Annotated in this window: 9 protein-coding genes and 1 pseudogene; 4 read left to right on the forward strand and 6 right to left on the reverse strand. The window is 48.4% G+C overall.

The window, feature by feature from the left end; translation table 11 throughout:
* Positions 1–79 precede the first annotated feature (79 nt).
* Entirely contained in the window at positions 80–1,261 is a 1,182-nt protein-coding gene (locus tag B9A32_RS17995; RefSeq protein WP_084071351.1) for a BaiN/RdsA family NAD(P)/FAD-dependent oxidoreductase, read from the forward strand.
* A 281-nt stretch (positions 1,262–1,542) separates the two neighbouring features.
* Here B9A32_RS17995 and B9A32_RS18000 read toward each other — a convergent pair.
* From B9A32_RS18000 to B9A32_RS18010, 3 genes and pseudogenes are all read right to left on the reverse strand, one after another.
* Positions 1,543–1,827 (reverse strand): annotated as a pseudogene (locus B9A32_RS18000) (ArsC family (seleno)protein); the annotation flags it as partial.
* 277 nt (positions 1,828–2,104) lie between these two features.
* A complete protein-coding gene (locus tag B9A32_RS18005) occupies positions 2,105–3,199 on the reverse strand; it encodes an SO_0444 family Cu/Zn efflux transporter (RefSeq protein WP_084071353.1) in 1,095 nt (364 codons plus the stop codon).
* A 366-nt stretch (positions 3,200–3,565) separates the two neighbouring features.
* Positions 3,566–3,943: an ArsR/SmtB family transcription factor gene (locus B9A32_RS18010; protein WP_084071354.1), complete on the reverse strand. Its 378-nt coding sequence runs from the start codon at positions 3,941–3,943 to the stop codon at positions 3,566–3,568.
* Between the two features lie 290 nt (positions 3,944–4,233).
* On the opposite strand from B9A32_RS18010, the gene B9A32_RS18015 reads away from it, so the two are divergent.
* The gene (locus B9A32_RS18015; RefSeq protein ID WP_084071355.1) at positions 4,234–5,436 is read left to right on the forward strand and encodes a trans-sulfuration enzyme family protein; all 1,203 of its coding nucleotides are present in this window, start codon (positions 4,234–4,236) and stop codon (positions 5,434–5,436) included.
* Positions 5,437–5,465: 29 nt separating this feature from the next.
* Here the strand turns inward: B9A32_RS18015 and B9A32_RS18020 are convergent, their stop codons facing one another.
* Both B9A32_RS18020 and yefM read right to left on the reverse strand, forming a co-directional pair.
* Positions 5,466–5,720 carry a Txe/YoeB family addiction module toxin gene (locus tag B9A32_RS18020; protein WP_084071356.1) on the reverse strand — a complete coding sequence of 85 codons (255 nt, stop codon included), beginning with the start codon at positions 5,718–5,720 and terminating at the stop codon, positions 5,466–5,468.
* Entirely contained in the window at positions 5,717–5,968 is a 252-nt protein-coding gene (gene yefM, locus B9A32_RS18025; RefSeq protein ID WP_084071357.1) for a YoeB-YefM toxin-antitoxin system antitoxin YefM, read from the reverse strand. Before yefM ends, B9A32_RS18020 begins: the two co-directional genes overlap by 4 nt.
* Positions 5,969–6,435: 467 nt before the next feature.
* Between yefM and uvrA the strand changes: the two genes are divergently transcribed.
* Positions 6,436–9,390 carry an excinuclease ABC subunit UvrA gene (gene uvrA / locus B9A32_RS18030; RefSeq protein ID WP_084071358.1) on the forward strand — a complete coding sequence of 985 codons (2,955 nt, stop codon included), beginning with the start codon at positions 6,436–6,438 and terminating at the stop codon, positions 9,388–9,390.
* A gap of 110 nt (positions 9,391–9,500) precedes the next feature.
* Here the strand turns inward: uvrA and B9A32_RS18035 are convergent, their stop codons facing one another.
* On the reverse strand, positions 9,501–11,528 hold the full coding sequence (locus B9A32_RS18035; RefSeq protein ID WP_084071359.1) for a molybdopterin-dependent oxidoreductase: 2,028 nt from the start codon (positions 11,526–11,528) through the stop codon (positions 9,501–9,503).
* Positions 11,529–11,996: 468 nt separating this feature from the next.
* Here B9A32_RS18035 and B9A32_RS18040 point away from each other — a divergent pair, with 468 nt between their 5' ends.
* Complete coding sequence (locus B9A32_RS18040) at positions 11,997–12,476, forward strand: phospholipase D-like domain-containing protein (RefSeq protein WP_212638006.1); 480 nt, start codon at positions 11,997–11,999, stop codon at positions 12,474–12,476.
* Positions 12,477–12,491 lie beyond the last annotated feature (15 nt).

Raw genomic sequence — 12,491 nt, forward strand, 5'->3', positions numbered from 1 at the left:
TATGTTATATATGTCGGATCAGGGAATAAATTATTTGAGCAAACACCCTATTTTTGAACAAAATTCAGGAAAGAGATTTATGACAAACAAAGACGTAATTATCATCGGAGCCGGGGCATCGGGCCTGATGTGTGCCATGGCGGCAGGCCGGCACCGCCGCAGGGTGGTGGTACTGGACCATGCAAAAAAACCGGGACAAAAAATTATCATGTCCGGGGGAGGACGGTGCAACTTCACCAACACCGGGGTGGAAGCAGAAAATTTCATCTCCCACAACCCCCATTTTGTCAAATCTGCCCTGAGCCGGTTTTCCCAGTGGGATTTTCTGGAAATGATAAGTACCCACCACATCCCCTACCATGAACGGGACCATGGACAGCTTTTCTGCAACAACAGCAGTTCAGACATTCTGGAAATGCTGTTAAATGAATGCAAAAAGGTCAAAGTGGACATCCGGGTGGGAACCACCATTGATAAAATCAGCCAGATGGAAGATGGAGGATTTTCAGTGTCAACAAGCCGGGGCATATTAAAGTCACAATCCCTGGTGGTGGCCACCGGGGGGCTTTCCATTCCCGGGGCCGGGGCCTCGCCACTGGGATACCGCATTGCAGAACAATTTAATATAAAGGTGTGGCCCACCCGGCCGGGCCTGGTGCCCTTTACCCTGCATCCGCCGGACAAAGAAAAATTATCCGGCCTGCCCGGCATCAGCGTGGATGCCACGGTGACAGTGGGACATCACAGTTTCCGGGAAAACATTCTTTTTACCCACAGGGGCTTAAGCGGGCCTGCCATTCTTCAGATCTCCTCCATGTGGCCCCCGGGAGAAGCAGTGTGCATAAACCTGCTGCCGGACATCAACCTTGAAGAAACCTTTAAAAAAGCCCAGTCAACTTCCCCTAAACGGAAGGTAAAATCCCTGCTGTCAGATTTTCTGCCCAAACGGCTGGTGGCCGCCATGGTGGGTGAATTCCCGGCAGACCAGGCCCTGCACGCCCTTTCCCATAATAAATTCAGGAGTATTGCCCAAAATATTCATCAATGGCACTTAAAGCCCGGCGGCACCGAAGGATATCGCACGGCCGAGGTCACCCTGGGCGGGGTGGACTGCAATGCCGTGTCTTCCAAAACCATGGAGGCACGACAGGTCAAAGGACTATTCTTCACCGGTGAAGTACTGGATGTCACCGGCTGGCTGGGGGGATATAATCTTCAATGGGCCTGGTCGTCGGGATGGTGTGCAGGACAATATGTTTGATTCATGGGACCATAATGAAAACCATGAAATACACCTCAACATTGCGTTACCATTCATGATATCCAAAATCATTGAAAAAGTCGGCTGGGATAAAATCCAGCCGATTTACAGCAAAAGTACGCCCCACAGCCATGATAAATGTTAGTAAATATTCGGGTTGGTTTTGTAAATGTTTGGCCGGTGCCCCATCTTCGCTTAGTTGGGACTGCGTAGCATACTATCGCTATTTGGGCAGGCCCCAATGAGTGAAGATGGGGTGCTGCCCGAATATTTACAATATGTTAAAAAATATTCTCATACAAATCATCATTAAATCCAATGATAAAACGATTTCCCATACGCAGGGTTGGGGCCCTCAAGTTTCCACTGGGTCCCATCACCTGTTTTAACATTTTATCTTTATCATCCGTGGCCGGATGCCAGGTTTGAACTTTCTTACCCTTTGCCGTTGTAACAGTATCAACGCTTTTAATCATTTCCCAGGCAGCATCAGCATCAAATCGTTCCTTTCTTGCATCCACCACCGTTTTCATAGTAATTTCTTTTTTCCCAAGAGCCTCCTGGGCTTTTTTACACGAGACTCACCCTTTACGAATATATGCCCATTCTATGTTCATGATTCTCTCCTGCATTGATTTTGCAAAAACTCCGCTCAAACCATTTGTTTGCATGTTTTGCCCCTTAAATTCCCTTTTCGATATTTGCACCCAAAGGGAAAAGTTGACGTAAAAAAACTGTTCTCAGGGACTCAGACCTTATTGATTTACCATTGAATACTCGATGGTTGTTATTTTCCGTGAAAGAGACCCCGAATAAACGGCAGATTAAAAATTGCTGACGTCCTTAACAATGGCTGCAGCCCTTATGGGTGGATTTCACCACAAGGCGTTTCACCAAAGGTTTTAATATAAGCAACAGCAGTGTCACGGCTGCAAGTATGGCCACGGGTCCATGGTGTTCATGGGTCTGGGACTGAACCCAGGCCGTGATATCAAATCCCAGAAATCCATAGATTTGATTAACCAGTAACCCCATCATAAGGGAGCATATTACAATGGCTGACAGGTAAATTACCATGGTTTTTTTTCCCAACAATTTTGATACCACGGTGATGGTGGCCATGTTGGTGGCCGGTCCTGCCAGGAGAAAGACCAGGGCCGCCCCGGGGGAAAGCCCTTTTAAAGCAAGGGCTGCGGCAATGGGAGTGGATGCAGTGGCACACACATAAAGGGGGGTGGACAGCGCAATCATTATAAGCATGGAAAAAAGGCCATCCCCCAGATATGATTCAATGAAATGGGGGGAAATATACACTGTAATCACTCCGGCAAGCCCAATTCCCACCAGAAGCCAGGGGCCAATATCTTCCAAAAGATTTCCAAAAGCAAATCCCATGCCCTCTTTTAACTTCATACCAATGCTTTTCTTTTCCTTTTTCTCAGCACCACACCCGCAGCCGCAGGAAGAAGGCGAAGCTGCCATGGTAAAAGGCATCGGTTTTGGCGATTCAGGAACAGGAGGGGCTTTATCCAGCCAATTGACTCCAATGCCGGTGATAAACGCCGTAAAAAAACCTGCCACCGGTCGAATGACTGTCATAACAGGGTCCAGTAAAGCATAGGTCACAGCAATGGAATCCACCCCTGTCTCCGGTGTGGAGATCAAAAAAGAGGCAGTGGCTCCCTTGCTGGCCCCCTGCTCCCGCAATCCTGCAGCTGCAGGAATCACCCCGCAACTGCAAAGGGGAATGGGTACACCAAACAACGATGCTTTAAACACGCTTGACATTTTCCCTTTTCCCAGATGTTTCTGTATAAAATCATTGGGGATAAATGCCTTTAGCAGCCCTGCAATGGAAAAACCAAACAAAATAAACAGGGAAGATTCCAAAAGAATGTCCCAGCACGCTGTTATAATATTTAAAATTGTGTTAACCATGATGCCTCCAATTAATTAATACATGATAATATATTCATATATTTTAAAATAGAACTGCCCGGCAGATCTTAATTTTGCCCACAACAAAGCTTGAAATACGCCCCTGATTTGTGGAGTATTTCATATAACTCAACTTTCGGTGTTCGCATTTCGTGGTGGGGTCAGGCTTTCGTTATTGACATTATCGAGGCTTTTTTCGTTGGCAAAGGCCTTGGTCGATAACATCAATAACAAAAGCCTGACCCCATCGGTACATTTAAAAATGCCGGCTTTGAGATGAAGCCCGAAAGTTGAGTTCATATAAAAAAACCCCATAAAACCACAATAACCTGATTCAACCGAGACCCACAGACTTCAACCGGCCTGTCAGCCACGTTCCTCTTGAATATGATCCATTCCATCACGTAAAAGTTCACGTACATGGTCATCATCCAGGCTGTAGTAAACCATCTTTCCTTGCTTGCGAAACTTGACCACCTTTGCCCCCCGCAGCACCCGAAGCTGGTGGGATACCGCAGACTGATTCATGCCCAGCACCTCCACCAGATCACATACACACAACTCTTCCCGGTACAGGGCAGTTAAAATACGAATGCGGGTGTGATCCCCAAACACCTTAAAAAAATCTGCAAGATTCATCAAAATATCCTGGGAAGGCATTTTATCTTTTACCCGATCCACGGCTTCTGGATGAACACATTGGATCTGGCAAATGTCTCTTGGTATTTTCTTAGTCTCAGTCATTTTTATTCCTTTGAATCAATCTTCAGCCCCAATGATCAATGCGGGACAAGCTTTAAATCATTATATGAACACTTGTGCATATAATCAACTTTTATTTTATGATGATGTGAAAAACACTGTATTCTTCATGCAGCATGCAAATATTTCAAAGAAAAAATCCTCGATAAACAAGGGTATTGTGCTGAGATGAAAAAGATATTAAATTCTTTTTTATTTCGCATCCACCGGATAAATTGTTATTATGAACAAAAACAGTAAATCAATAAAAACGGATGCACCAAGGAGGATGTATGTCAAAACATCATACCACCGCAAAAGAAGAAACCCATATTGTCCACGGTGTCAGCAGCTGCCACACCACCAGCATGGATCTGGTGCCCCCCATTCACATGACATCCACCTTTAAATTCACTGATCAACCCCATGCTCAAGCTGTTTTTGAGGGCAGCCAACCGGGTTATCTCTACTCTCGCATCTCCAATCCCACCGTTGATCAGCTCCAGACAAAGATGGCTCTGCTTGAGGGTACACAGGATGCCATTGCCACAGCTTCGGGCATGTCTGCCGTGGCATCCGTGGTCATGTCCCTGGCCCGTCCGGGGGATAACATCGTATCCTGCAATACGGTTTACGGCGGCACCTTTGCCCTGTATCATGATCACCTGGCACAATTTAACATTGAAACCCGTTTTGTTTATCCCCGGGATTATAACAATGCGGATGCTATTTCCCCTTTAATTAACAAGAAAACCCGTCTGTTGTACCTGGAAACCCCGGCCAACCCCACCCTTGATATCGTCGACATTGCTTTGTGGGCAGCCCTTGCCGACACCCATGGTATTCCCCTGGTGGTGGACAACACCTTTGCCTCCCCCTGGCTCCAGAAACCCGTGGCACTGGGGGCAGAAATTGTGATCCATTCAGCCACCAAATATCTGGGGGGACACGGGGATATCATCGGCGGAATCATTGCCGGGGACAACAGCATGATCACCACCATCAAAGAATCCTACGTCAACCACTTCGGCCCATGCATGAGCCCGTTCAATGCATGGCTGGTGCTCAGGGGGCTTAAAACCCTTGTGGTAAGAATGGAACGCCATTGCCGGTCGGCCATGACCATTGCCCAATGGCTTGAAACCCATCCCAAGATCAGCCGGGTCTATTACCCCGGGCTTTCCTCCCATGCCAACCATGCCATTGCCGCCAAACAGATGAAAGATTTCAGCGGTATCATGGCCTTTGATATCAAAGGAGGCATTGAAGACGGAAAAAAGGTTCTTAATGCCGTGAAGCTGTGCACCCTTGCCGTGAGTCTCGGGGATTGTGAAACCCTGATCCAGCACCCGGCTTCCATGACCCATGCCACCTACGCTCCGGAAGAATTAAAAAAAGCAGGTATTTCTCCGGGACTCATTCGCCTGTCCGTGGGACTTGAACACCCCGATGATATCATTGCCGATCTTGACCAGGCTTTGGCAATGATTAGCTGAAACTTTGATCCAATGCGGAAAAAGATGTGTCAATAATGATATCTGAGTTGCGCAATTTCGATGGCATCTTCAGAAACTTTGTATATCAATCTATGTTCATCGGTTATTCGTCTCGACCAGTAACCAGCAAGAGCATGCTTTAAAGGTTCAGGTTTGCCAATACCCTCACATGGATTTCGTCTGGTATCTTTGATGAGTGTATTTATGCGACGTATTATTTTTTTGTCATTTTTTTGCCAGAAAAGATAATCGTCCCAGGCATTGTCTGAAAAAATGAGCTTCACTCTATAAGCTCCTTTTCATGCCCCTTGCCATTTTCAAGCTGGTTTATTGACTCTAACAAACGTTTTGCATTTTTCGGTGATCGCAATAAATAGGCTGTTTCTTCAAGGGACTCATAGTCTTCAAGTGACATAATGACTACAGAATTCGAAGACTTACGTGTCACAATAATTGGAGAACGGTCATTACAAACTTTTTCCATTGTTTTTGCAAGGTTTTGTCTTGCGGATGTATAGGTAATTGCTTCCATTTTGACACCTCCTGTACAGTTTATTGTACAGGCACACATAAATTTGTCAAGAGAAGATAGATCTCACAATCGGATAATCATATGTTGCATTCCCCCTTGCCCGTCTGACCTCATCTTTACAATTCCCGGGATGTGCTTATCATGTTTTTCAGGCATGAGAACATACCTGTCTTTTCACCAAATTGACTTGTTGTGGGCCGACCGAGATCCGAATACGGTCTGCCCGTGGCAGTTTATATGAAAAGGCAGCCTTCAAGGCAACCTCAGCAGAGCCGCCCCCCCGACGGGCAATAGGAACCGGACAATTGAGCTGTCTACAGTTCCGGTCCGGGACCATTGCCCGTCGGGGGGGCGGTGGTATAATACCATTTTCTATATTTGTTGTGTCCCACAGGACATGCCCGTTATAAGAAAAAGTAAACCGATGTTGAAACCAGCCAGTATCCCATAGAACAGGAGCCAGATTAATGAAAGGAAACCTTGCCACTGTGCATCCAGATCCTGTAGCCGACCCCTTCAATGAAAAGCCTGACACCAAGGAGCTCAATGCCATCATTGTTAAAGGCGCCCGGGAACACAATCTGAAAAACATAGATGTGGAACTTCCCAAAAAAAAGCTCATTGTGTTCACAGGGGTGTCTGGATCAGGAAAATCGAGCCTGGCCTTTGACACCATATTTGCTGAAGGCCAGCGACGGTATGTGGAATCCCTGTCTGCCTATGCCCGGCAGTTCATCGGACAGATGGTGAAACCCCGTTACGAAACCATCAGGGGACTTTCCCCCACCATTGCCATTGAACAGAAAGCCGCCAGTAAAAATCCCCGCTCCACCGTGGGTACCATCACGGAAATATACGATTATCTCAGGGTGCTCTTTGCCCGCATAGGAGAACAATATTGCATCAAATGTGGACAAAAGGTGGGACGGGGCAATGCCCAGAGCATGGTGAACCAGATTCTTGACCTTCCCCGCTCTTCCAAAATCATCCTCCTTGCCCCCATTGTGGAAAACCGTAAAGGTGAACATAAAGAGATGCTGGAAACCCTGAAAAAAGAAGGGTATGCCCGCATCCGCATTGATGGGGTGGTCCAGAACATTGAAGATGTTCAGGCCCTGGCCCGGCACAAGAAACATAACATTGAAGTGGTGGTGGACCGCCTGGTGATCAAGGACGATGAAATTTTTAAAAAACGCCTGACAGATTCCGTGGAAGCCGCCCTGAAACTTGGCAACAGTGAACTCATTGTCCACATCCCCGGCCGGGAAGATATAAAAATGAGCGAGGCCCGCTCCTGCTGCGGCATTGCCTATCCTGAGCCCGAGCCCAGCCTCTTCTCCTTTAACTCTCCCCTTGGCATGTGCCCCTCGTGCAACGGCATTGGCACCTTACTTTCCATGGACCCGGATAAAATCGTGCCCGACCCCACCCTTTCCATCCGTGAAGGGGCTGTGGAACCCTGGAAAAATTATTTTTTAAAAAAAAGTAAATTTAAGAATAATAACAATGCCTGGGGACTGGGGCAACTGCTGGCCATGGAAGAACAATGGGGCATTGATTTTGATATCCCCTGGAAAGAGCTGCCCAAAAAACACAAGGACTTGATCCTCAGGGGGGCCGGGTCCCGCAAATTAATTGTCACCTGGAACTCAGCCAAAATCAAGGGAGAGGTGGAAAGAACCCACGAAGGGGTGATGCATACCCTGATGAGACGGTACCGCATGACCCAGTCCGAGGGCGCTAAAAAATATTATGCAAAATTCATGGGCGAAAGCACCTGCACGGCATGTAAGGGAAAACGACTGAAACCCGAGGTCCTCCATGTACGCATTGCCGAAAAATCCATCATTGACATCACGGAGATGACCATCCAAAAGGCCCATGATTTCATCCGCACCCTGGAACTTTCCGGCAATAAAAAGCTCATTGCCGGGGAACTGCTAAAAGAGATCACCAACCGGTTAGGGTTTCTGGTCAACGTGGGTCTGGATTATCTCTCCCTGGACCGCAAAGGCCCCACCCTGTCCGGTGGGGAATCCCAGCGCATCCGCCTGGCCTCCCAGGTGGGATCTGAACTCACCGGGGTGCTTTACATCCTGGATGAACCTTCCATCGGACTCCACCAGAGGGACAATGCAAAACTTTTAAAAACGCTTCGCCATTTAAGGGACATCGGCAACACCCTCATTGTGGTGGAGCACGATGAAGAGACCATGCAGCAGGCAGACTGGATTCTGGATATCGGCCCGGGAGCCGGCCGTCTGGGGGGACAAATCATTGCCCAGGGAACCCCGGAAGAAATCCGGCACAACCCGTCATCGGTGACCGGGGCCTTTTTAAACGGCAGGGAAAACATTGAGATTCCTTTGACGCGAAAATCTCCTGAAGCGGTGGGGAATAACTGGATCACCATACACAGGGCCGGTGCCAACAATCTTCAAAACATTAATGTAAAAATTCCTTTGGGTCTCATGGTGGGCATCACCGGGGTCTCAGGTGCCGGTAAATCCACCCTCATCAACCAGATCCTCTACCCTGCCCTGGCAAGGAAGCTGCACAACGCCACCCTGGAGATGGGAAAACATCAAAAAATAACCGGGCTCTCTTTGATGGATAAAATCATCAACATTGACCAGAAACCCATTGGTCGCACCCCCCGGAGTAATCCTGCCACCTATACCAAAGTGTTTGATCCCATCCGGGATCTGTTTGCCCTGCTGCCCGAATCCCGGGCCCGGGGCTACCAAAAGGGACGATACTCTTTTAATGTCAAGGGCGGGCGATGTGAATCGTGCAAGGGAGACGGGTATATCAAGGTGGAGATGCATTTTCTGGCAGATGTGTTTGTTCCGTGTGAAGTGTGCAAGGGCAAACGATTTAACCAGGCCACACTGGAGATTAAATACCGGGACCACTCCATTGCCGATATCCTGGAATTATCCGTGGTGGAGGCCATGGAATTATTTGAAAGTCATCCAAAAATCACCCGGATATTGCAGACCCTCATGGATGTGGGGCTTTCCTATATCAAACTTGGCCAGGCAGCCACCACCCTGTCCGGGGGGGAGGCCCAACGCATCAAGCTTGCCCGGGAGCTTGCCAAACGGGCCACGGGCAAAACCCTTTACATACTGGATGAGCCCACCACCGGACTTCATTTCAGGGATATCCGCATGTTGCTTAACGTGTTGAAACGACTGCGGGATGCAGGCAACACAGTGCTGGTCATTGAGCACAATCTGGATGTGATCAAAACCATGGATTGGCTCATTGACCTGGGGCCGGAAGGGGGCAGCCAGGGGGGAAAGATTGTGGCCCAGGGCACACCGGAAAAGGTGTCACGTTCTCCCAAAAGTCACACCGGATTTTATCTTAGAACCTGTTTAGAAACAGATAAATCAACGGCAATCTCACGAGAATGACCGCCATTTCCCCAAATTTTCGATGAACAGTCGTAAATATGGGCCACTGGCCAAACAGTTACAATACCAAACCGAATACTTACCAATGGTCCGGCTATTAACAAAAAAGTTCAGACCTTTTCCAGCCTTGCATACTGGCTGTAATAGGCTGCGGTTTCCCCCATATCTGTTATGGCTGGTTCAATAATCCTGTTGACACATCGACCATGTTTAAGCCACCCGCCCCGGCGGATGACAAGGGCCATGGGATGAAGGGAGTCCATGGTTTTCACCGTCACGGGCATGCGGCCCAGGGGAGTGACCAAGTGTACAGAGACGGCACCATCTATCCCGGTCAAATGGGGGGATTTGCCATTGATCCACACCTCAAGGGGGTGTGGGGTTTCTTCCAGGGCCGTGTGTTCTTTTTCAGAAAGCTGGGAATGCATGGCATCTTTGTTCACCAGGGTGAGCAGGTGCATGGGAAAACCCGGGGGCGGTTCCGTTTCCCGGTTTAAATCGGTGGGCAGGCGGTATTTGCCGTCTCTGTGGGCAAACACAAGATTTTTCCAGGCAATGGCCGGATATGAAGCCCTTATAAATCCCTTTTCCCTTATTTCAGCCAGGGGGTCTTCAAAGTCCCCCATGGGTGGGGTATCAAGCGCTTTTTCAAAAATCACACTTCGGTGGGGAAAGGCAATGCCAAGGCGACCGGCAAGATCGGACATGATGTCAAAATCGCACCGGGCCTTTCCCCGGGGCGGAAACACAGGCCGGGCGTGGTTCACCCAGTTGTGCAGACACGAGCCCACCATTTCTTCTCTTTCATAATCCAGGGCACAGGGCAGGATCACATCCGCAAGCCTTGCCGTGTCTGTCATAAAAGCGTCAATGACCACCTTAAAATCAATTTTTTCCATGGCATTCATGGTGGTGTCTGCGTCCGGTGCCTGGTTGACAAAATTACTGCCGTCGGCCAGCAGGAATCGGATGGGAGGATCTGAGGCAATAATTTCCCTGCCAATACGGGGCAAAAGAAGCGTTCTGGCCGGTTTTCCCGCCTGTTCCACCCATTGGGTATTGATGTTTCTGCCGGAGGAGATGTTGTAATAGGTACCCCCGCCGGAACGTCCCACATGACCGGAAAGAAAGGAAAGGGCATTTAAGAACCGCACGGTTTCACCCCCGAACTTATACCGCTGGATACCCCAGCCCATGATAAGGGCCACCGGCGGTCTCCGGCTGAAGTAAAAATCTTTTTCCCGGGAATCAAGGGAAACTCTGTCAGTGGACGACTCTCCCGGAGAGACCCTTTTTTCAAAATGGTGCAAACTGCCGGTGAACACAGACATCAGATGGGCCAGATCTTTTGTGGAACAGTCACAGGCATTGAGAAGGGATGAAATAGAGTGGCCATCCAGCACTTTTATGAAATCATCAAAATTGGCAACCCGGGACAGAACCGAGTCATGGACAAGATTGCCATCCAAAATTCCCTTGATAACAGCAGCGGCAAGAAAACGGTCTCGGCCCGGTCGGATGCGGATAAAAAAATCGCTCAAGGTGTCATTTAAATCTCCACCCGGCGAAATGGTGGTGACAAGGCAACCCTTTTTTCTTGCCTGGCGAACCATGTGTGTCAGATGGATGGATGACCTTGAAAGGTCTTTTCCCCAGTTGATGATGTGACGGGCATTGATAAGATCCATGGGGTCATTCATTTCAAGGGCACCGAAATCCGCCGCATATGCCTCGCACCCGGCCTCATCACACAGGGCCCCCCGGGTGGTGGATGCCCCCAATGAGTTAAAAAGATATTTGCTACCGTCGGCCAGTACCCCCCTGTAGCCGTAATGACGGACATGGAGCATGGTGGCAGGACAGTCCCGCAGGGCCGTAATTTTTTCGGCAATCAAATTAAGTGCTTCATCCCAGCCAATGGGTAAGAATTTTTCCCCCCGGCGAATCAGGGGAGCGGTGATGCGGCGGGGGCTTGACAGGCGCCGGTGGGCCCTTCTTCCCTTGGGACAGATGAATCCTTTGGTAAAGGGATGATCCGGGTTACCGGTGATGGAGACACTGTTGTCCTCCGGGTGAACTGTGACAAGGGTGGAGCAGGTGTCCTGGCAGTCCAGTGTGCATGCAGATATTTTTCTCATTTCAATTTTGTCCCCTTGATCCACAAGTGGTCCGTCCCCGTGCAAAGAACACTTGATTTTTTCGGTCCATCTATATACCTTTAATCCTGATTAACCGAATGTAACACAGCTATTTTCATCTGAATAACATATACTTAACTCAACTTTCGGTGTTCGCATTTCGTGGTGGGGTCAGGCTTTCGTTATTAACATTATCGAGGCTTTTTTCGTTGGCAAAGGCCTTGGTCGATAACATCAATAACAAAAGCCTGACCCCGTCGGCACACTGAGCCCATCGGTACATTTAAAAATGCCAGCTTTGAAATGAAGCCCGAAAGTTGAGTACTTAAACGGTTTAATGGGTCGTTTAGAAAAACTTTAACAGGTTATGGCGTGAAAATGCAAGTGTGATGAATATCCCGCTGTAAAACTTAACAAAAAGGAATCCATCAGCATCTTGAAGTGACAGACAAAAAGGCCTAAAAAAATATGCAAATACTGGACAATATAAACACCCTCTGGGGGGATGACCTTAAAAAAACGCTCAAGCCCGGTGCAAAGTTGAAAATTGCGGCCTCCTGTTTTTCCATTTATGCATATGAATCTCTAAAAAAAGAACTGGAAAAAATAGACTCCCTGGAATTTATTTTTACTGCCCCGGCCTTTATACCCAATGAGGTTACCGACAAAGTTCCCAAAAAAAGAAGGGAATTTTATATCCCCAAACAGCAGCGGGAACGAAATCTGTACGGCACTGAATTTGAAATTGAGCTGAAAAACAAGCTGACCCAGAAAGCCATTGCCAAAGAATGCGCAGACTGGATACGCAGAAAAGCTGTCTTCCGTTCCAACGCAACAAAGGCCCCCATGCAGCAATTTGCCTGCCTGAATACCGCTGAAGAAAAATCCGCTTATATGCCGTTACACGGATTTACAGCCGTGGATCTGGGCTACCAAAAACCGGGGTGAATATAACGGACCTTG

This window comes from Desulfocicer vacuolatum DSM 3385, assembly GCF_900176365.1.
In the GTDB taxonomy this organism is placed as follows: Bacteria; Desulfobacterota; Desulfobacteria; order Desulfobacterales; family Desulfobacteraceae; genus Desulfocicer; species Desulfocicer vacuolatum.